The 21175-nt window shown below is 72.1% G+C and carries 18 protein-coding genes; 15 read left to right on the top strand and 3 right to left on the bottom strand.

Features of this window, described 5'->3' with window-relative positions; genetic code table 11:
- Positions 1-9: 9 nt before the first annotated feature.
- From AQJ54_RS13500 to AQJ54_RS13430, 15 genes are read left to right on the top strand one after another with little or no spacing between them, the layout of a single operon-like run.
- Positions 10-2193 (top strand): bi-domain-containing oxidoreductase, encoded by a 2184-nt coding sequence (locus tag AQJ54_RS13500; protein ID WP_062237364.1) that lies wholly within the window; start codon positions 10-12, stop codon positions 2191-2193.
- Positions 2193-4121 (top strand): heparinase II/III family protein, encoded by a 1929-nt coding sequence (locus AQJ54_RS13495; RefSeq protein WP_062237362.1) that lies wholly within the window; start codon positions 2193-2195, stop codon positions 4119-4121. Before AQJ54_RS13500 ends, AQJ54_RS13495 begins: the two co-directional genes overlap by 1 nt.
- An 8-nt stretch (positions 4122-4129) precedes the next feature.
- A complete protein-coding gene (locus AQJ54_RS13490; protein WP_062237360.1) occupies positions 4130-5674 on the top strand; it encodes a right-handed parallel beta-helix repeat-containing protein in 1545 nt (514 codons plus the stop codon).
- A 1-nt stretch (position 5675) separates the two neighbouring features.
- The gene (locus tag AQJ54_RS13485) at positions 5676-6908 is read left to right on the top strand and encodes a hypothetical protein (RefSeq protein WP_062029443.1); all 1233 of its coding nucleotides are present in this window, start codon (positions 5676-5678) and stop codon (positions 6906-6908) included.
- Positions 6909-6910: 2 nt separating this feature from the next.
- A complete protein-coding gene (locus AQJ54_RS13480; protein WP_062237358.1) occupies positions 6911-8152 on the top strand; it encodes a glycosyltransferase in 1242 nt (413 codons plus the stop codon).
- The gene (locus tag AQJ54_RS13475) at positions 8149-9402 is read left to right on the top strand and encodes a class I SAM-dependent methyltransferase (protein WP_062237355.1); all 1254 of its coding nucleotides are present in this window, start codon (positions 8149-8151) and stop codon (positions 9400-9402) included. Before AQJ54_RS13480 ends, AQJ54_RS13475 begins: the two co-directional genes overlap by 4 nt.
- Complete coding sequence (locus tag AQJ54_RS13470; RefSeq protein ID WP_062029449.1) at positions 9399-10193, top strand: sugar phosphate nucleotidyltransferase; 795 nt, start codon at positions 9399-9401, stop codon at positions 10191-10193. Before AQJ54_RS13475 ends, AQJ54_RS13470 begins: the two co-directional genes overlap by 4 nt.
- Positions 10190-10837, top strand: a complete 648-nt coding sequence (locus tag AQJ54_RS13465; RefSeq protein WP_062237353.1) for a PIG-L deacetylase family protein — start codon at positions 10190-10192, stop codon at positions 10835-10837. Before AQJ54_RS13470 ends, AQJ54_RS13465 begins: the two co-directional genes overlap by 4 nt.
- 3 nt (positions 10838-10840) lie before the next feature.
- Positions 10841-11866: an NAD-dependent epimerase/dehydratase family protein gene (locus tag AQJ54_RS13460; protein ID WP_062237351.1), complete on the top strand. Its 1026-nt coding sequence runs from the start codon at positions 10841-10843 to the stop codon at positions 11864-11866.
- Complete coding sequence (locus AQJ54_RS13455; protein ID WP_079069850.1) at positions 11854-13137, top strand: DUF4910 domain-containing protein; 1284 nt, start codon at positions 11854-11856, stop codon at positions 13135-13137. Before AQJ54_RS13460 ends, AQJ54_RS13455 begins: the two co-directional genes overlap by 13 nt.
- Positions 13134-14441 carry an MATE family efflux transporter gene (locus AQJ54_RS13450; RefSeq protein ID WP_062237349.1) on the top strand — a complete coding sequence of 436 codons (1308 nt, stop codon included), beginning with the start codon at positions 13134-13136 and terminating at the stop codon, positions 14439-14441. Before AQJ54_RS13455 ends, AQJ54_RS13450 begins: the two co-directional genes overlap by 4 nt.
- The gene (locus tag AQJ54_RS13445; protein ID WP_062237347.1) at positions 14438-15385 is read left to right on the top strand and encodes a glycosyltransferase family 2 protein; all 948 of its coding nucleotides are present in this window, start codon (positions 14438-14440) and stop codon (positions 15383-15385) included. The genes AQJ54_RS13450 and AQJ54_RS13445 overlap by 4 nt, the downstream gene beginning before the upstream one ends.
- Entirely contained in the window at positions 15382-16614 is a 1233-nt protein-coding gene (locus tag AQJ54_RS13440) for a polysaccharide pyruvyl transferase family protein (RefSeq protein ID WP_062237345.1), read from the top strand. The genes AQJ54_RS13445 and AQJ54_RS13440 overlap by 4 nt, the downstream gene beginning before the upstream one ends.
- Positions 16611-17192 carry a dTDP-4-dehydrorhamnose 3,5-epimerase gene (rfbC, locus tag AQJ54_RS13435; protein ID WP_062237342.1) on the top strand — a complete coding sequence of 194 codons (582 nt, stop codon included), beginning with the start codon at positions 16611-16613 and terminating at the stop codon, positions 17190-17192. The genes AQJ54_RS13440 and rfbC overlap by 4 nt, the downstream gene beginning before the upstream one ends.
- A gap of 7 nt (positions 17193-17199) precedes the next feature.
- Positions 17200-18525 carry a glutamate-1-semialdehyde 2,1-aminomutase gene (locus AQJ54_RS13430; RefSeq protein ID WP_062237341.1) on the top strand — a complete coding sequence of 442 codons (1326 nt, stop codon included), beginning with the start codon at positions 17200-17202 and terminating at the stop codon, positions 18523-18525.
- Between the two features lie 150 nt (positions 18526-18675).
- On the opposite strand, the gene AQJ54_RS13425 is transcribed toward AQJ54_RS13430, so the two are convergent.
- The 3 genes from AQJ54_RS13425 to AQJ54_RS13415 form a co-directional block, all read right to left on the bottom strand.
- Positions 18676-19374, bottom strand: coding sequence for a phosphatase PAP2 family protein (locus tag AQJ54_RS13425; protein WP_062237339.1), 699 nt, complete (start codon positions 19372-19374; stop codon positions 18676-18678).
- 123 nt (positions 19375-19497) lie between these two features.
- Positions 19498-20097, bottom strand: a complete 600-nt coding sequence (locus tag AQJ54_RS13420) for an acyltransferase (RefSeq protein ID WP_062237338.1) — start codon at positions 20095-20097, stop codon at positions 19498-19500.
- Between the two features lie 41 nt (positions 20098-20138).
- Positions 20139-21155 carry a zinc-dependent alcohol dehydrogenase gene (locus AQJ54_RS13415; protein WP_062237337.1) on the bottom strand — a complete coding sequence of 339 codons (1017 nt, stop codon included), beginning with the start codon at positions 21153-21155 and terminating at the stop codon, positions 20139-20141.
- Positions 21156-21175: the final 20 nt, after the last annotated feature.

The following is a 21175-nucleotide window of genomic DNA, read 5'->3' as shown; positions in this document are numbered from 1 at the left end:
GGGACTTCGGTGAAACAGGTTGTACAGAACTACAAGAGCGGCGAGCTGGCGGTGCTCGACGTGCCGGTGCCCGGGTGCAAGCCGGGCGGTGTGCTGGTCCGCACCGTCTACTCGCTGATCTCCACCGGCACCGAGATGATGAAGGTGTCCGAGGCCGGCATGTCGATGCTCGGCAAGGCCCGCTCCCGCCCCGACCAGGTGGCCAAGGTCATGCAGAGCGTGGCCACCAACGGGGTGCCCGCCACGTACCGCAAGGTGATGGGCAAGCTGGACTCCTACACACCGCTGGGCTACTCGCTGTGCGGCGTGGTCGAGCAGGTCGGCGCCGGCATCGACGACGTGAAGGTCGGCGACCTGGTGGCCTGCGCCGGCAACGAGCACGCGCTGCACGCCGAGCTCAACTGGGTGCCGAAGAACCTCTACGTCCCGGTGCCCGACGGCCTCGCACCGCAGCACGCGGCCTTCGGCACCGTCGGGTCGATCGCCATGCAGGGTGTCCGCCAGGGCGAGCCGCAGCTCGGCGAAGTGGCCCTGGTCATCGGCCTCGGGCTGATCGGCCAGCTGGTGGTGCAGCTCCTGGCCGCCTCCGGCGTCCGCGTCGTCGGCGCCGACCCCGACCCGGCGCGCTGCGAGCTCGCCGAGCGCCTGGGCGCCGCGGCCTGCGGCGACCCCGGCTCCACCGCCGTGGAGAACGCCGTCGCCGAACTCACCGACGGACACGGCGTGGACCAGGTGTACCTGGCGGCCGGCGGCGGCAGCAACCAGCCCGTCGAGCTGGCCGCCAAGCTGGCCCGGGACCGCGGCCGGGTCGTCGACATCGGCAAGTGCCGCCTCGACCTGCCGTGGAACGCGTACTACGAGAAGGAACTCGACGTCCGGTTCTCCCGCAGTTACGGCCCCGGGCGCTACGACCCGTCGTACGAGCTGGAGGGCCGCGACTACCCGATCGGGTACGTCCGCTGGACCGAGCGCCGCAACCTGGCCTGTTTCCTCGACCTCGCCGCCCGCGGCAAGGTCGACGTGGAGCCCCTGATCTCCCACGTCGCCGACTTCGACGACGCCGTGGAGACCTACCAGCGCCTGAAGGACGGCGAGTTGAAGGCCGTCACCGCGCTGTTCCGGTACCCCGAGCAGACCGGGGAAGCGGAGGAGGCGAAGGCCCCGGCCGTCGCCGTGCCCGCGGTCAAGGCCGAGGTGAAGGCCGCTCCGGTCCGTGCCGCCACGACGCCGGTGAAGCTGGCGTTCGTCGGCGCGGGCAACTACGCGACGTCGATGCTGCTGCCGCACCTCGCCCAGCGCGAGGGCGTCGAGCTGTCGACCGTCGTCACCACGACCTCGCTGTCCGGGGCCAACGCGCAGCGGAAGTTCGGCTTCGCCAAGGCCACCACCGACCTCGACGCCGTGCTCGGCGACGAGTCCGTCGACGCGGTGTTCGTGGTCACCCGGCACAGCTCACACGCCGAACTGACCCGGCAGGCCCTCCTCGCCGGCAAGACCGTGTTCGTGGAGAAGCCCCTGGCCCTCACCGAGGACGAGCTGTCCGGCGTGCTCGCGGCGGTCGAGGAGTCCGGCAACGACCGGCTCCAGGTGGGCTTCAACCGCCGTTTCGCGCCGCTGCTGCACGAGGCCAGGGAGCACTTCGGCGCCCGGAGCGGTCCGGCGCACCTGCGCTACCTCGTCAACGCGGGCCGCCTCGCGCACGGCAGCTGGTACCTCCAGCAGGGCTCCGAGGGCTCGCGGTTCGTGGGCGAGGGCGGACACTTCATCGACACGGCGAGCTGGCTGCTCGACGCGGACCCGGTCTCGGTGTACGCGACCGCCACGTCCGGCAACGAGGACCTCCAGGTCGTGCTGCGCTACCCGGACGGCTCCACCGCCACCATCAGCTACGTCACCAGCGGCCCCTCCGGCTTCCCCAAGGAGACGCTGGACCTGGTCGCCGACGGTCGCGCGCTGCGGCTCGACGACTTCGTGCGGGCCTCGGTGTACGGCCGCAAGAAGTGGGTCAGTTCGCGGCTGCCCAAGGCGCGGGACAAGGGCCAGAACGCCGAACTGGCGGCGTTTGTCAAGGCGGTGCGCACCGGCGGGCCGATGCCGGTGCCGCTGGACTCGCTGGTCGCCACCACGGCGGCCACCCTCGCCGTGCAGACGGCTCTGGCCGGTGGCGTGCCGGTGACGTTGGCGAGGCCCTGATGACGATGAGCGTGGGCTGGTACCTCCGGCGGCTGTCCCGGATGGGGCCGCAGGAGGTCGCGGGCCGGGTGGCCGACACGGTGCGCAGACGGCGCTGGCGTGCGACGCCGCCCGACTGCCCGAACGTGACCGGCGCCCGGTTCACCGCGGTGCTGCCCGCCGGCACGATCGCCGCCGTACCCCCGGATGCCGCCAAGCGTCTCGTCGCCGAGGCGGACCTGCTCATGGACGGGCACGCCGAGTTCTTCGGCGTGGTCCGCGACGACCTGGCCGACCCGGACTGGTGGTTCGACCCGAAGACCGGGCGCCGGGCACCCGAGGGCTACGCCTTCGACGTGCCGTACCGCAGCGAGGACGCGGTCGGGGACATCAAGCAGATCTGGGAGCCGTCCCGGCACCAGTACCTCACCCAGCTCGCGGCCGCCTACGCGCTCACCGGCGACGAGCGGTACGCCGAGCGGGTGGCCGAGCACCTGCGGTCGTGGTGGCAGGCCAACCCCCCGCTGCGCGGCGTCCACTGGCTCAGCGGCATCGAGCTGGGCATCCGGCTCATGTCCTGGGTGTGGGTCCGCCGACTGCTCGAAGGCTGGCCGGGCGCGGCCGGGCTGTTCGAGGACAACCCGGTGGCGCGCAACCAGATCTGGCACCACCAGCGCTGGCTCGCCGCCTTCCCCAGCCGGGGCTCCTCGGCGAACAACCACGTCATCGCCGAGGACGCCGGTCAGTTGGCCGCCGCCTGCGCGTTCGACTGGTTCCCCGAGTCGGCACGCTGGCGGACCGGCGCGCTGCGTTCGCTGGAGCGGCAGCTGCGCGCCAACACCTATCTCTCCGGCCTCAACCGCGAGCTGGCCACCGAGTACCACGGTCTGGTCCTGGAACTCGGCCTGGCCGCACTGGCCGAGGCCGACGCCGCCGGAGTGCAGGTCCCCGCGACCGTGCGCCTGGTGCTGCTGCGCATGACCGACGCGCTCGCGGCCGTCGTGGACAACCGGCTGCGGCCGCCCCGCCAGGGGGACGCGGACGACGGACACGGACTGATCGTGGACGGCGCGGGAACCGACCGCTGGGCCTCCCTGCTGGCCACCGGGGACGCCGTGTTCGGCCGCCTCGACTGGTGGCCGACGGTGACCGGCACCGACGTGCGCACCCCGCTGCTGGCCGCGCTCGTCAAGCCCGCGGAACCCTCCGTGACCCGCCCGGCGAGCCGCCCCACCCACTTCGCCGACGCAGGCATGACGATCCTGCGCGGCCCGGAGGAGATCTGGGTCCGCTGCGACGGCGGCCCGCACGGCTTCCTGTCCATCGCCGCGCACGCCCACGCGGACGCGCTCTCCGTGGAGGTCCGGCACGACGGCGTCGACGTGCTCGCCGACCCGGGGACGTACTGCTACCACGGGCAGCCCGAGTGGCGGCAGTACTTCCGCTCGACCCTCGGCCACAACACCCTCCAGCTGGACGGCGCGGACCAGTCCGTCTCCGGCGGCCCGTTCCTGTGGACCCGGCATGCGCAGAGCCGGGTCCTGACGGCGGAAGGGGCCCGCTGGAGCGCCGAACACGACGGCTACCAGGGTTCCGTGCACCGCCGGCAGGTGGAACTGGCCGCCGACGAGCAGGAGTTGAGGATCGTGGACGAGGTGGACGGCCCGCGCCGGGAGGCACGGCTGGCGTTCCACCTCGGCCCGGCGATCACCGCCGAACTGGCCGGGAACCAGGCGCGGCTCACCTGGACCCGCGACGGCGAGGACCGCTCCGCCGTGCTCGACCTGCCCGCGCAGCTGTCCTGGCAGGCCCACCGCGGCGAGACCGAGCCGCCGCTGGGCTGGTACTCCGAAGGATTCGGGCGCAAGGAACCCGCCACCACCCTGATCGGCACCGGCACCACCGACAGCACGGAGGGTTTCACCACCGTGCTCAGGTTCCGCGGTTAGGGGGGCACGTGGAGATCAGGAGGCGGCTCTGGGCGTGGGCGGTGGCACCGCTGACGCTGGCCCTGCTGGCGACCGGCTGTGACAGCGGTACGCAGGAAGCCGACTCGAAGCCCGCCGCCGTGCCGACCACGTCCGGAGCCCGGTCCGAGTCCCCGGCCCGGGTGTGCGCCCACCCCGAGGCCGGACCGGCCAAGGCGCCGGCGGGCGCGGTGACCGTCGACCCCGCGAAGGTCGGCGACCTGGCGGCCAAGACCAGGAAGAGCCCCCCGAACACCACGTTCTGGCTCCGGCCGGGCACGCACCGGCTCGACCCGGACCGCTACGCCCAGGTCGTCCCCAAGAAGGGGGACCGCTACCTCGGGGCGCCCGGCGCGGTGCTCGACGGCGGCAGGAAGAACCAGTACGCGTTCAGCGGCAGCGCCCCCGACGTCACCATCAGTCACCTGACCGTGCAGGGATTCGTGGCGCCGACGGACGAGGGCGTGGTCAACCACGACTCCGCCGACGGCTGGGTCATCGAGGACGCGACGATCCAGCACAACTCCGGTGCCGGACTGATGGCCGGTGCCCGCCAGCAGGTCCGCGACAGCTGCCTGCGCGACAACGGCCAGTACGGCATGAACGCCTACAAGGGCAACGGCCGTATCACCGGCCTTGTGGTCGAGGGCAACGAGATCGTGGGCAACAACACCGGCGACTGGGAGCGGCGCAAGCCGGGCTGCGGCTGCACCGGAGGCATCAAGTTCTGGGCCGTCGACGGCGCCGACGTCCGCGGGAACTGGGTGCACGACAACCGGGGGACCGGGCTGTGGGCGGACACCAACAACAACGACTTCCTCATCGAGAACAACGTGATCGAGGCCAACGACGGTGCCGCGCTCATCTACGAGATCAGCTACAACGCGATCATCCGCAACAACACGATCCGGCGGAACAACTGGGTCGAGGGCCGCAAGGCGGCCGACAAGGGCGACAGCTTCCCGTTCGCGACGATCTACCTGTCCGAGTCGGGCGGCGAACCCCGGGTCAAGGCCCGCACCGACAAGATCGAGATCGACCGGAACCTGCTGGAGGACAACTGGTCCGGCATCACCCTGTGGGAGAACGCCGACCGGTTCTGCAACAGCCCGGCCAACACCTCCTCCGGTGACTGCACGTTGCTGGTGAAGAAGACGAGCAGCTGCAAGAAGCCGGCGATCGACAAGGAGCCGCTCCACTCCGACTGCCGTTGGAAGACCCAGCGGGTGGACATCCACGACAACCGCTTCGTGCTGGACACCTCCGTCGTCAAGTGCACGACCAAGTGCGACCGGATGGCGGTGCTGTCCAACTACGGCACCTACCCGGACTGGTCGCCGTACAAGGGCGAGGCCGTGGCCGACGCGATCACCACCGGGCAGCACAACCGCTGGCACGACAACGTCTACGTCGGCCCCTGGCACTTCGTCGCCCACGACCCGGCCGAGGTGCTCGACTTCACGCAGTGGCAGAGCGTGCCGTACCGGCAGGACACGGGCAGCACCCTCACCACCGACCCGAAGGCGGGTGACTGAGATGGAGACGGAGCGCACACCGAGGATCGTCGGGGTGATCTGGGGGCTGCTGGTCCTCAACACGCTCGGCTCCGCCGGGGCGGTGACCATCGTCCCGCTGCCCCGCTCCCTCATCCAGATGGTCACCATGGGCTCGCTGGTCGCGGCGTTCACCCTGGCCCTCGTGATCAACGCCCGGCTGCGGGTCCGGCCGAACGCGTACGTGTTCCTGCTGACCCTGCTGCTGGTGACGAGCGTGATCTCCAGCGCCCACCTGGAGTCCGGGTTCGGCGCGCTGTTCCGCTGCTTCCGGCTGACCCTCTTCGTCGGCACGCTGTGGCTGCTCAGCCGCTGGTGGGACGGCAGCCTGACGTTCGTACGGCACCACATCCGGATGTACTTCGCGGTGCTCGGGTCGGTGGCCCTCGGCCTTGCCATCTCCCCGGGTGCGGCCCTGCCGGACCTCTACGGCGGACGGCTGGTCGGCGCGCTGTGGCCGCTCACCCCGCCGCAGATCGGCCAGTACGCCGCGGTGATCATCGGGCTCACCGCGCTGCTCCTGCTGGGGCGCCGCATCGACCGGACCAGCGCGGCGGTGGTCATCGTGCCCTCCCTCGTGCTGCTCGCGCTGACCCACACCCGCACGGCCACGCTCGGTCTGCTGCTCGGCCTGGTGCTGGCGATCGGCTCGCTGCTGATGACCAGCTCCGCGGCCCGCCGGTTCTTCACCTGGTCGGTGGCGATCGCCACGGTCGCCGCGGTGGGGTTCGCCGGCGCGCTCCAGGCGTGGTTCCTGCGCGGACAGAGCAAGGACAACTTCTCCAGCCTCACCGGTCGCGCCAAGGTCTGGGACGCCCTGCTGGCCGCGCCCCGCACGACCGGGGAGAAGTGGTTCGGCGTCGGTCTGGGCGACAAGTCGTTCGGCGGCCTGCCGATCGACAACAGCTGGCTGGCCGTCTACAACGAGCAGGGACTGATCGGCGTCGGCCTGGTCGCGGCGTTCATCGTCGTGCTGGGCGGAGTCGCGCTGCTGCGGCCGCCGTCGCTCCAGCGGGCCTGCGCGATCTTCCTGATCAGCTACTGCGCGATCGCCTCGTACACCGAGGCCGGCCTCGGCGACGCCTCGCCGTACCTGCTCCATCTGGCCCTGGCCGTCTCGCTGTTGGCGGCACCCGCCGAGGCCCCTGCCCCCGGGACGCCCGCCGTCCCCCGACCACGCGTCCCGCGCTGGGCCCAGAGAACGGAGGTGAGGTGAGCATGCACGTCCTCGTGGTGCACAACCGCTACGCCTCGGCGCAGCCGAGCGGCGAGAACAAGGTCGTCGACCAGGAGGTGGAGCTGCTGCGTTCGGGCGGCCACCGGGTCGAGCTGTTCGAGCGGCGCAGCGACGACATCGGCTCCATGTCCCTCCTCGCCAAGGCCGCGCTGCCCCTGCGGGTGCCGTGGAACGCGGCGGTCCGCCGGGAACTCGCCGACCGGCTGCGCGCCGAGCGGCCCGACGTCGTCCACGTCCACAACGTCTTCCCGCTGCTGTCGCCCGCGGTCCTCGCCGCCTGCGCCGACGCCGGAGTGCCGGCCGTGGCGACCCTGCACAACTACACGCAGATCTGCCCGCCCGGCACCCTCCAGCGGGACGGCCGGCCGTGCACCGAGTGCGTCGGCGCCACGCCGCTGCCCGCCGTCCGGCACGGCTGCTACCGGGGCTCGCGTCTCGCGACCGTGCCGCTCGCGGTCAGCCTGTCGGCCAACCGGAAGCGGTGGTGGTCCGGTGTGGAGCGCTTCCTGTGCATCTCCGGCGCGCAGCGGGACGTCCTGGTGAACGCCGGGATGCCTGCCGAGCGGCTGGCGGTGAAGCACAACTTCGTGCCGGACCCGGACGCGCGCCGCACGGACACCGGCGAGCATGTGCTGTATCTCGGCCGGCTCGCGGAGGCCAAGGGCGTACGGCTGCTCATGGCCGCGTGGGACGAGATCGCGGCGGGCGGCGGAGTGGGCGTACCGCTCGTGATCGCCGGCACCGGACCGCTGGAGGCGGAGGTCAGCGCCTGGGCGGCGGGCCGGGACGACGTGCGCTGGGTCGGCCTGCTGGACACGGCGGAGTGCCAGAAGGCCATCGCCCGGTCGGTGGCCGTGGTGGCGCCCTCGACGTGGCTGGAGGCGTTCGGCCTGGTGGTCGTGGAGGCGATGGCGGCCGGGGTGCCGGTGGTCGCCGCCGGGCACGGCGCGTTCGTCGAACTCGTCGAGGACGGGGTGACCGGGCTGCTGCACCAGCCGGGCGAGTCCGCCTCGCTCGCGTCCGGCATCCGCCGGATCGCGGCCGAACCGGACCGCAACCGGGCGATGGGCGAGGCGGCCCGGCGCCGTTACGAACAGGGTTTCAGCCCGGCGGTCGGCCTCGACCGCCTGGTGGAGGAGTACCGCACCGCGATCGCGGGTCGGTCAGCACTGACTCGCGACGGGGACACCCGCGCGAGCTGGGGGGATGGGAACAACAGATGACACGATGCCGACTGTGCGGCTCGGAGGCGATGGCGAGCGTCGTCGACCTCGGGGCGACGCCACCCTGCGAGAGCTTCCTGGCCGCGGACCAACTGGACCAGCCGGAGCCCGCCTACCCGCTGCACCTCCAGGTGTGCACCGACTGCTGGCTCGCGCAGATCCCGCCGCTGATCACACCGGAGGAGACCTTCAAGGAGTACGCGTACTTCTCGTCGTTCTCGACCTCCTGGGTGGAGCACGCGCGGACCTTCGTCGCCGGTGCCGTGGAGCGGGCGGGGCTCGACCCCTCCGAGGCCTTCGTGGTCGAGGTCGCGAGCAACGACGGATACCTGCTGAAGCACGTGGTGGACCGGGGGATCCGCTGCCTGGGCATCGAGCCGTCGGTCAACGTCGGCGCGGCGGCACGGGACAAGGGCGTGCCCACGCTCACCGAGTTCCTCAGCCCGGAGACCGGCGCGGCCGTCCGCGCCGAGCACGGACCGGCGAACCTCGTCGTGGCCAACAACGTGTACGCGCACATCCCCGACGTGATCGGCTTCACCCAGGGCCTGCGCGCTCTCGTCGCCGACGACGGCTGGGTCTCCATCGAGGTGCAGCACCTGCTGACCCTGATCGAGGACAACCAGTACGACACGATCTACCACGAGCACTTCCAGTACTACACGGTCGCCTCCGCGATCCGGGCCCTCGCCAGCGGCGGACTCGCCCTCGTGGACGTCGAGTTGCTGCCCACGCACGGCGGCTCCATCCGGCTGTGGGCCCGCCCCGCCGAGGCGGCCGGCGAACCGAGCGAGCGGGTGGCCGACGTACTGGCCCGCGAGAAGGCCGCAGGTCTCCAGGAGCTGTCCGGCTACACCGAGTTCTCCGCCCGGGTGGCCAAGGTGCGCCGCGACCTCCTCAAGTTCCTCATCGAGGCGGCCGAGCGCGGCGAGACGGTCGTCGGCTACGGCGCCCCCGGCAAGGGCAACACGCTGCTCAACCACTGCGGCATCCGGCCCGACCTGCTCGCGTACACGGTCGACCGCAACCCGTACAAGCACGGCCGGTTCACCCCCGGCACCCGCATCCCGATCCTCGCTCCCGAGCAGATCGCCGTCGACAAGCCGGACTACGTGCTCGTCCTGCCGTGGAACCTGCGCGCCGAACTCACCGAGCAGCTGTCCTACGTGCACGAGTGGGGCGGCCGGCTTGTCTTCCCCATCCCGGAACTGAGCATCGTCGAGGTCGCGTCCCGAAAGGTCACAGCATGAAGGTCGTCCTGTTCTGCGGCGGTTACGGGATGCGGATGCGCAACGGCACCGCCGACGACGTGCCCAAGCCCATGGCGATGGTCGGTCCGAGACCCCTGATCTGGCACGTCATGCGCTACTACGCGCACTTCGGGCACAAGGAGTTCATCCTGTGCCTCGGTTACGGCGCCCACCACATCAAGGACTTCTTCCTCAACTACGAGGAGACGACGTCCAACGACTTCGTGCTCCGCAAGGGCCGCACCGAGCTGCTGTCCACCGACATATCCGACTGGACGATCACCTTCGCGCAGACCGGCATCGAGTCCCCGATCGGGGAGCGGCTGCGCCGGGTGCGCCACCACCTGGACGGCGACGAGATGTTCCTCGCCAACTACGCCGACGTCCTCACCGACGCCCCGCTGCCCGAGATGATCGAGAAGTTCTCCCAGCGCGACGCCGGTGCCTCGATGATGGTCGTGCCGCCCCAGTCCTCCTTCCACTGCGTGGAGCTGGGCGAGGACAACCTGGTCGGCGGCATCACCGCGGTGAGCGACATGCCGCTGTGGGAGAACGGCGGCTACTTCGTGCTCCGCCAGGAGGTCTTCGACCACATCCCGGAGAACGGCGACCTCGTCGCCGACGGCTGCGCCCAACTGGCCAAGCAGGGGCGCCTGGTGGCCCACCAGCACCGCGGCTTCTGGAAGCCGACCGACACCGTCAAGGAGCGGGCCGCCCTCGACGAGGCCTACGCCCGCGGCGAGCGCCCGTGGGCCGTGTGGGAGCAGGACAGCGCGGCGGTGGGCGCGTGATCCGGCTCGGAGCCGGCCGCCTGGACCGGATCGTCGCGGTGGGCGCGCACTGCGACGACATCGCCATCGGCGCCGGCGGCACACTGCTGACGCTGTGCCACGCGCGGCCGGGCCTGCGCGTCGACGCACTGGTGCTCTCCGGCGGCGGCACCGAACGCGAGCAGGAGGAGCGGGCCGCGCTCGCCGCCTTCTGCCCGGGTGCCGACCTGCGGCTGACCGTGCTCAAACTGCCGGACGGCCGGATGCCGGTCCACTGGGACGAGGCCAAGGCCGCGGTCGAGGAACTGCGCGCGCAGACCGACCCCGACCTGGTCCTGGCCCCGCGCACCGACGACGCCCACCAGGACCACCGCGGCCTGGCGCAGCTGATGCCCACCGCCTTCCGCGACCACCTGGTCCTCGGCTACGAGATCGTCAAGTGGGACGGCGACCTCGGCCGGATGGCGGCGTACCAGCCGCTGTCGATGGAGATCGCCGAGGAGAAGGTGCGGCTGCTCCAGGAGCACTACGCCTCGCAGCGGCACCGTCCCTGGTACGACCGGGAGGCCTTCCTCGGCCTCGCCCGGATCCGTGGCATCGAATGCCATGAGCGATACGCGGAAGCGTTCGCCGCCACCAAACTCACGCTCAACCTGGGGGGTTGAACCATGCGCGTACTGCTCACCGGACACCAGGGCTACCTGGGAACCGTCATGGCCCCGGTCCTCGCCGCCGCGGGACACGAGGTCGTCGGCCTCGACGCCGGCCTGTTCGCCGACTCCGTCCTCGGCGACACACCCGCGGACCCGCAGGGCCACCGCGTCGACCTGCGCGACGTCACGGCCGAGCACGTGGCCGGGGTGGACGCCGTGATCCACCTGGCCGCGCTCTCCAACGACCCGCTGGGCTCGCTGGCGCCGGAACTCACCTACGACATCAACCACCACGCGTCCGTGCACCTCGCCCGGCTCGCCCGCGAGGCCGGAGTGAAGCGCTTCCTGTACGCGTCCACCTGCTCGGTCTACGGCGCCGCGGGCGGCGACGACCTGGTCGGCGAGGACGCCCCGCTGCGCCCGGTCACCCCGTACGCGGAGTCCAAGGTGCGCGTCGAGGACGACCTGCACGCGCTGGCCGACGACGACTTCACCCCCGTCTACATGCGCAACGCCACCGCCTTCGGCTACTCGCCCCGGCTGCGCGCCGACATCGTGCTGAACAACCTGGTCGGCCACGCGCTGCTCTCCGGCGAGGTGCTGGTGCTCTCCGACGGCACCCCCTGGCGCCCGCTGGTGCACGCCGCCGACATCGCCCGGGCCTTCACGGCCGCGCTGACCGCCCCGCGCGAGGCGGTCCACGACCGGGCGTTCAACATCGGCAGCGAGACCAACAACGTCACGGTCGCCGAGATCGCCGAGCAGGTCGCCGAGGCGGTGCCCGGCGCGAAGGTCCGGATCACCGGCGAGAACGGTGCCGACCCGCGCTCCTACCGGGTGGACTTCTCCCGGTTCCGGGCCGCGATCCCCGGCTTCGACATCGAGTGGTCCGTCAAGCGCGGCGCCCTCGAACTCGCCGACGCCTACCGGAAGTTCGGCCTGACCAAGGAGGACTTCGACCAGCGCTTCACCCGGCTCGCCGTGCTGCGCGCCGCGTCCGAGGCCGGCACCGTCGACGACACCCTGCGGTGGCGCCGATGACCCCTGTGGGCGAAGAAATGCACGCCCTGGTGGAGCGGCTGTACCCGCTCTGCCGGAGCATCACCGGCGACGGTGTCCGGGCCACCCTGGACATCGTCGGCGAGTACCTCCCGCTCCAGGTGCACGAGGTGCCGACCGGGACGCCGGTGCTGGACTGGACGGTGCCGCAGGAGTGGAACATCCGCGACGCGTACATCGCCGACAGCACCGGCCGACGGGTCGTCGACTTCGCGGCGTCCAGCCTGCACGTGCTCGGCTACAGCGTCCCGGTGTCGGCGACCATGCCGCTGTCCGAGCTGCGCGAGCACCTGCACACCCTGCCCGACCAGCCGTCCTGGGTGCCGTACCGGACCAGCTACTACAAGCCGGAGTGGGGTTTCTGCCTCGCCCAGGACACGCTGGACGCGATGCCGGACGGGGACTACGAGGTCCGCATCGACTCCACGCTCGCCGACGGGCATCTCACCTACGCCGAGCACGTGGTGCCCGGGCAGGTCGCCGACGAGGTGATCGTCTCCTGCCACACCTGCCACCCGGCGCTGGCCAACGACAACATGGCCGGCGTCGCGGTGGCGACCTACCTGGCCCGGGAGCTGGCGCAGCGGACGCCGTACTACACGTACCGGTTCATCTTCGCGCCCGGCACCATCGGGGCGATCACCTGGCTGGCCCGCAACGCGGAACGGGTGGAGCGGGTCAAGCACGGGCTCGTGCTGGCCTGCGCCGGCGACCGGGGCCGGCTGACGTACAAGCAGAGCAGGCGCGGCGACGCGGAGATCGACCGGGTGCTGCGGCACGTGCTGACCGCCTCCGAACGGCCGCACCAGGTCAACGAGTTCACCCCGTACGGCTACGACGAGCGGCAGTACTGCTCGCCCGGCTTCAACCTCGGCGTGGGCTCGCTCACCCGGACCCCGTACGCGGGCTACCCGGAGTACCACACCTCGGCCGACAACCCGGACTTCGTCTCCCCGGAGGCGCTGGCCGACACCCTCGCCGTCTGCCGCGAGGCGTTCGCCGTCCTGGACCGCAACCGGCGCTACCTCAACCTCAGCCCCTACGGCGAACCCCAGTTGGGCCGCCGTGGGCTGTACGACGCGCTCGGCGGCCGCAGCGACACCAAGCAGGCCCAGATGGCCATGCTCTGGGTGCTCAACCTCTCCGACGGCGACCACGATCTGCTGGACGTCGCCGAGCGGTCCGGGCTGCCCTTCGACACCGTCGCCGACGCGGCCGGCGCACTGCACGAGGCAGGACTGATCAAGACATGACGTCGATGCCCGTCGAGGGGGAGAACCCGCCGACAGCGGTGCCACGGGCCGGATCCGCCAAGCGGGCCCTCCTCGGCCGGCTGTCCTGGGGCCTGGCCGACCAGGCGGCCTCCAGCATCAGCAACTTCGCGGTGGGCATCTACGTGGCCCGCTCGCTCGGGGTGACCGCGTTCGGCGTGTTCAGCCTCGCCTGGGTCACCTACGGCGTGGTCCTGAACGTCTCGCGCGGCCTGTCCACCGACCCGCTCACCGTGCGCTTCAGCGGAGTGCCGGAAGCGTCCTGGCGCAGGGCGGTGGCCCGCTCGACGGGTACGGCACTCACGGTCGGTGCCGCCGTGGGCGTCGTCTCCCTGGTGGCCGGGCTGGCTCTCGGCGGCCGGCTGGGCGCCGCCTTCGCCTGCCTGGGCGTCATGCTGCCGGGGCTGCTGCTCCAGGACGCCTGGCGGTTCGCGTTCTTCGCCGCGGGCAACGGGCGCAAGGCCTTCGTCAACGACGTCGTGTGGTGCGTGGCGCTCGTCCCGGCGATGGTGGCGGCGGCCCATGTGGACACCGTGGGCGCCTTCGTGCTGGCCTGGGGCGCGTCCGCCGCGGTGGCCGCCGGGTACGGCTGCTACCAGTCCGGCATCCGGCCCCGGATGCACAAGGCGCGTGGCTGGCTGCGCGAGCAGCGCGACCTCGGCTACCGCTACCTGGTCGAGAACGTCAGCCTCAGCGGGGCGAGCCAGCTGCGGGCCTACGGACTCGGCGCGATCGTCGGGGTCGGCGCGGTGGGCGCGGTGCGCGGCGCCGAACTCCTGATGGGCCCGTTCCTCGCCGTCCTGATGGGGCTCTCGCTGGTCACCGTTCCGGAGGCGGCCCGGGTGCTGCGGCAGTCCCCGCACCGCCTGGGGAAGTTCTGCTTCCTGCTGGGCGGCGGACAGGCCGTCGCCGCCCTCCTGTGGGGCGGCTCGTTGCTGCTGCTGCCGAACCGGCTCGGCGACGTCCTGCTCGGCAGCGTCTGGCACTCCTCCTCGCACCTCATCGTGCCGATCACCTTCAGCGTCGCGGGCGCCGGCCTCGGCACCGGCGCCGCGGCCGGCCTGCGCGCGCTCGGTGCCGCCCGGCGCAGCCTGCGCTGCCAGCTGTTCGCCTCCGCCTTCTACGTCGGCGGCGGCCTCGGCGGGGCGGCCCTGGCCGGCACGGTCGGCTCGGCCTGGGGCGTCGCCGCCGCGACCGTCGGCGGCTCGGCCGTGTGGTGGCTCCAGCTGCGGTCCGCCCTGCGCGAGCGCCGCCACGACTCCGTTCCCGAAGTGAGGACCTCATGACCGACCGACCCAGGCTGAGCATCGGCCTGCCCGTCTACAACGGCGAGGAGTACCTCGCCGAGTCGCTCGACGCGCTGCTCGGCCAGACCTACGAGGACTTCGAGCTGGTCATCTCCGACAACGCCTCGACCGACGGGACCGAGGAGATCTGCCGCAAGTACCTCGCGCAGGACTCCCGCATCCGCTACATCCGGCTGCCCCGCAACATCGGCGCCACCCCGAACCACAACAAGGTGCTCGACGAAGCCCGCGGCGAGCTGTTCAAGTGGGCCTCGCACGACGACCTCTACGGCCGCGACCTGCTGCGCCGCTGCATCGAGGCGCTGGACGAACACCCGGACGTGATCCTCGCCCACACCGACCAGGCGGTCATCGACGGCGACGGCCAGGTGAAGGTCCCCTACGACTACACGCTCGCCACCGACTCGCCGCACGCCCCGGACCGCTTCCGCAGCCTGCTCTTCGAGCCCGGCGGCGACGACTTCTACGGCGTCATGCGGACCGACGTGCTGCGCCGGGTGCGACCGATGGACAGCTACCACCACGCCGACCGCACCTACGTCGCCGAGATCACCCTGCACGGCCGCTTCCACCAGGTGCCGGAACTCCTGTACTTCCGCCGCGACCACCCCACCCGCGCCGAACGCGCCAACCCGTCCAAGCGGTCCCGGTGCGTCAACCTGGACCCGCGCCGGGCCGGTCTGCTGCACCCGACGCCCCGGCTGCTCGCCGAGTACGTCTGGGGCTTCGCCTCGGCGATCCGGCGGGCCCCGCTGTCCTCGGCCGACCGGCGCGAGTGCTTCCGCCACCTGGCCGCGTGGATGACCAGCCGGGTCCGGCCCGGCGCCGGTGAGCGGGTCGAGGACCGCGCCCCGGTCGACCCGGCCAAGCTGACCGTCTCGGTCGACGCCCTCGTCGCGGGCCGTGAAGGGAGGGGGGCATGACGCCGAAGGACGAGACCCCGGCGCGCGTCGGGGTGTTCGGCCTGCTCGGCTCCGGCAACCTCGGCAACGACGGGTCTCTCGAAGCCGTCCTTCGATACCTGCGCGCCGAGCATCCGGAAGCGGTCGTCGACGCGCTGTGCGGCGGACCCGAGGCCGTCACGGCCCGGTTCGGCATCCCCGCGACACGGCTGCACTGGTACCGCGGGGAGTACCGGACCGCCTCCCGGGCGGCGGCGATCGCCGGCAAGGGCGTCGGCAAACTCGTCGACGTGTACCGCACCGCCGCCTGGGTGCGCCGGCACGACGTGGTCATCGTGCCGGGCATGGGCGTCCTGGAGGCCACGCTGCCGCTGCGGCCGTGGGGCTTCCCCTACTCGCTGTTCCTGCTCTGCGCGAGCGGACGGCTGCTCGGCACCCGGGTCGCCCTGGTCAGCGTCGGCGCCGCCCGGATCAAGAGCCGTCCCACCCGGGCCCTGGTGCGCTGGTCGGCCCGGCTCGCCGCCCACCGCTCGTACCGGGACGCCCAGTCCCGTGACGCGATGCGGGCGATGGGCGTGGACACCGCGCGCGACGAGGTCTACCCCGACCTCGCGTTCTTCCTTCCGGCGCCGCGGGCGAGCGAGCCCACCGGCACACGGGGGACCGTCTGCCTGGGCGTCATGGACTTCCACGGCGGCAACGACGACCGCGCCCGGGCCGAGGAGATCTACCGGCGCTACCTCGACGGGACGATCACCTTCGTCCGCACGCTCGTCGCCGAGGGCAGACCGGTCCGGCTGCTCACCGGCGACGAGTGCGACCTGTCGGTGGTCGAGGCGATCCTCGACGCCGTCGACTCACCGCTGGTCACCGCGGCCGAACCGGCCTCACTGGCCGACCTGATGCACGAGATGGCGGCCGCCGACACCGTGGTGGCCGTCCGCTACCACAACCTGATCTGCGCGCTGAAGACCGGAACACCCGTGCTCGCCCTGTCCTACGCGGCGAAGAGCGAGGCGCTCATGGAGCGGATGGGCGTCGGCGCGTACTGCCACCCGGCCCGCGAGGTCGACGCCGACCGGCTCCTCGAGCAGTTCCGGGAGCTGGAGAAGCACGCGGCGGAGGTACGGCAGACCCTTGCCGAGCGCAACCGGGTCGCCACAGACCAACTCGCCCAGCAGTTCACCGCCTTGACCACGACCCTGTTCCCGGCGAACTCCCACGCCCACGCCCCGCGGAAGGCCCGATGAAAGCGACCGAAGTCCCGGAGATCACCGGCGCGTACCTGTTCGAGCCGACACCGTTCTCCGACGAACGCGGCTTCTTCAGCCGCACCTTCGACGTCCACGTGGCCCGCTCGGTGGGCATCGACCCGCACGCCTTCGTCCAGGACAGCGTGTCCCGCTCGGTGCGGGGCGTGCTGCGCGGCCTGCATCTGCGCTCCGGCGCCGGCGAGGCCAAGCTGGTGCGCTGCTCGTACGGCAGGATCTTCGACGTCATGGTGGACCTGCGGCCCCACTCGCCGACGTACCGCAACTGGGCCTCTTTCGAACTGTCCGGCGAGACGCAGAAGTCGGTCTACATCCCGGCGGGATGCGCCCACGGCTTCCAGGCTCTTACCGAAATCGCAGATACCTCTTACCGTATCGACCGTGAGCACGATCCGTCCGAGGACGTGACGATCGCCTTCGACGACCCGGAACTCGCCATTCCCTGGCCGCTGCCGGTCACATCGATGTCCCAGCGGGACCGGGAGGCACCGAGCCTCGCCGAGGTCATCAAGCACGAGGGCCTCCGGCACGAGGTCCTCAAGCACACGGAAAGGTGAAGTCGGCTTGCCCAGCGAAGACTTCCAGCTGCCCCGGTCGCGTGCGGCCAACGAACGGCTCCATGCCCTGATCCCCGGCGGCGCCCACACCTACGCCAAGGGCGACGACCAGTACCCCGAGAACGTGGCCCCGGTCATCAGCCACGGCCGCGGTGCCCATGTGTGGGACGTCGACGGCAACCGTTACATCGAGTACGGCTCCGGCCTGCGCTCGGTCAGCCTCGGGCACGCCCACCCACGGGTCACCGAGGCGGTCCGGCGGGAGATCGACCGCGGCAGCAACTTCGTCCGCCCCTCCCTCGTGGAGGCCGAGGCCGCGGAGCGGTTCCTGGCCACCGTGCCGACCGCCGAGATGGTGAAGTTCGCCAAGAACGGCTCCGACGCCACCACGGCCGCGGTGCGGCTCGCCCGCGCCGTCACCGGGCGCCGACGGGTGGCCCTCTGCGCCGACCACCCGTTCTTCTCCACCGACGACTGGTTCATCGGCACCACACCGATGTCCGCCGGCATCCCCGCGTCGACCAACGAGCTCACGGTGGCGTTCCCTTACGGCGACCTGGCGGCCACGGAGGAACTGCTCACCCGCCACCAGGACGACATCGCCTGTCTGATCCTCGAACCCGCCACCCACAGCGAGCCGCCGCCCGGCTACCTGGCCGGCCTGCGCGAACTGGCGGACCGGCACGGCTGCGTCCTGATCTTCGACGAGATGATCACCGGGTTCCGCTGGTCCGAGGCGGGCGCCCAGGGCCTGTACGGCGTCGTCCCGGACCTCTCGACGTTCGGCAAGGCGCTGGGCAACGGGTTCGCCGTCTCCGCCCTGGCCGGTCGCCGTGAGCTGATGGAGCGGGGCGGACTGCGGCACTCCGGCGAGCGGGTGTTCCTGCTCTCCACCACGCACGGCGCGGAGACGCACTCGCTGGCCGCCGCGATGGCCGTGCAGACCGTCTACGCCGAAGAGGGCGTCACCGCGCGGCTGCACTCCCTCGGCGAGCGGTTGGCCGCGGGCGTCCGTGACGCCGCGGCCGGCATGGGCGTCGGCGAGCACGTCGTCGTCCGGGGCCGGGCCAGCAACCTGGTCTTCGCCACCCTCGACGAGAACGGGCAGCCGTCACAGGAGTACCGCACGCTGTTCCTGCGCCGGCTCCTCGCGGGCGGGGTGCTGGCCCCGTCGTTCGTGGTGAGCAGCGCGCTCACCGACGCCGACATCGATCACACCGTCGACGCGGTGGCCCAGGCGTGTGCGGTGTACCGGAAGGCACTGGACGCCGCCGACCCCACCCCCTGGACGGGCGGCCGACCGGTGAAGCCCGTGTTCCGCCGCCTGGCGTGACGAAGCCCGTGTTCCGTCGCCCGACGTGACGAAGCCCGTGTTCCGTCGCCCGGCGTGGCGAAGCCCGTCTTTCGTCGCCCGGCGTGGCGAAGCCCGTCTTTCGTCGCCCGGCGTGGCGAAGGCGGGCTGTCTCCGTCGTTCCGCGTGAGGTCAGCGACCCTCTCGCCGACCGGCGCCGACCGTGGGGCCGACCGACCGCTCGGCCCCACGGTCGGCGACCCGGTCGACCAGCCACGCGGTCGCCGGGACCACCGCCAGCGCGGTGCACCAGCCGCCCAGCGCGTCGGTCGGGTAGTGCGCGCCCAGGGCGACCTCCGCCCATCCCATCGCGGCGCCGGCGACCAGCGTGGCGGCGAGCACGAGGGACGTGCCGGCCCTGCCGCCGAGCCCGAGCCGGTCGGTCGCGAGCAGCGCCGCGACGAAGGCGAGGGCCGTGAAGAAGGTGGTGTGGCCGCTCGGATAGGACAGGTTCTCGGGTCCGTGGATGGTGCGGCCCACCACCTGCTTGAGCAGCGTCGCCGTGCCCACGGCGAGGCCGACGCCGGCCGGCATGAGGACGGCCGCGCGAGGGCGTCGCAGCAGCAGGCAGCAGGTCACGGCGGCCAGGACCACCATCACCGATCCCGTGGGTTCCCCGAGGAAGTCCAGGGTGTCGGCGACGTACCGCAACGGCGGCCGTACGCTGTCCGCCGTCGGCGAGACGAGCCAACGGTCCACCCTGCTGGGCCGGCTGTGCCCGGCGAACAGGACGGCGAGCACGGCGACCACCAGCGCGGCGAGGGCCCCGACCACTCCGAGCGGCGCGCGCAGCGACGGAGGCAGCACCGCGGCCCTCAACGGGCCGGTCACTTTCCCACCGCGTCCGGTCGCTCTACGGTGCCTTTCTTGTCCGCCGTGATCACAGACGACACGTTATCGGAAGGTACGGGCAGCCGTGGCCGGTCCGTTACATCGGCAACACCACCACCTGGGTCACGCGCGCTCGATGAGACGGCCGCCCCTCTCGTCGTACAGCGCACCCGACTCCGGACACTCCCAGCGGTCCGGCTCGCCGTCCCGTCGGACCAGCCGGACGCCCGCCCGGCCGACCCAGCCGATCCGGCGCGCAGGAACACCGGCCACCAGCGCGAAGTCCGGTACGTCTCCGGTCACCACGGCCCCCGCCGCGACCAGGGCCCAGCGGCCGATCCTGACCGGCGCCACACACACCGAGCGAGCCCCGAGGGAGGCGCCTTCGCCCACCTCGACCGCCACGGCCTCCCAGTCGCCGCCACGCTTGAGCCCGCCCTCCGGGTGCACCGACCGCGGGAAGCGGTCGTTGGTGAGGACCGCCGCGGGCCCCACGAACACCCCGTCGCCGAGCACCGCAGGCTCGTAGACCAGCGCGTGGTTCTGGAGCTTGACGTTGTCGCCGATCCGCACCCCCGGGCCGACGTAGGCCCCCCGGCCCACGACGCATCCGCTGCCCAGCATGGCGTCCTCCCTGATCTGGGCCAGATCCCAGATCGTCGTCCCCGCACCGATTGTCGCGCTCTCGTCGACCTGTGCGGTCGGCCTTACCTTGAAGTCCACTGTCCGCCTCCGTTCATGAGCCGAACCCCGAACGGGCTGGCTCACATCAGCCCGGGATCGACATGGACCTTCGGCCCCGGTCCGGCGCCCGGCGGTCGCTCGCCGGCGAGCACGGCTCCGGTCGCGTCCAGTGCGACGGTCGCGGCCACGAGCGGTCTCGGGTCGACGGCCTTCTCGGCGTACGCCCTGATCGTGGCGTCGAGCCCGGGGGAGGCCGACAGGATGCCGACGGCCGTCACGTCCTTCAGGACGAGCGCCCGGGTGTCGATCAGGCTGGGCTCGGCGGCCAGCCCTATGTACACGAGCCGACCGCCCGGTTCGACCGACTCCTGGGCCAGGGCGGGCAGATGCACCGCGTTGGTGGCGTCCACGACCGCGTCGAAGGGCAGGTCGGGCAGCGTGTCCTCGCGCCAGGCGTGCGGAAAGCCCAGCGAGCGGGCGAAGGCGAGGGAGTCCTCGGTGGCACCCATGAGGTGCACCTCCGCTCCGGCGGCTCGGGCGAACAGGGCGACCAGCAGACCGATGGTGCCGGGACCCAGCACCAGGACCCGGTCGCCGGGCCCGGCCCCCGTGGCCCGGGCCGCCCGCAGGGCGTTGCCACCAGGCTCGACCAGCGCCCCCAACTCCGGATCCACGGAGTCCGGCAGGGCGTGCAACGACCCCGCCGGGACGGCGAGTCGCTCGGCCAGCGCACCCGCACGGCCGCCCCGGATGCCCACCTCCTCGCGCTTCTCGCAGACGTGCTGCTGTCCGCGCCGACAGCGACGGCAGGACCCGCAGCCGAGCATGGTGTCGCCCATGACCCGTCGCCCGACCCAGCCGGGATCGACCCCGGCTCCGACCGCACGGACCCGCCCGGCCCACTCGTGGCCCAGCCGCATCGGATAGCAGGCGTGCCCCTGGTGGAGATAGGCCATGTCGCCGGTGAAGAACTCCAGATCGGTCCCGCAGACACCCACCCGCTCCACGTCCACGACCACCTCGCCCGGGACCGCCAGCGGCTCCGGAACGTCCCGCACCGCGAACTCGCCGGGACCGGTGAGGACGAAGGCACGCATCAGAAGGGCTCCTTCGGGGG

This window comes from Streptomyces griseorubiginosus (assembly GCF_001514195.1).
GTDB lineage: Bacteria > Actinomycetota > Actinomycetes > Streptomycetales > Streptomycetaceae > Streptomyces > Streptomyces griseorubiginosus.
This window is presented reverse-complemented; position numbering and strand designations above follow the sequence as displayed.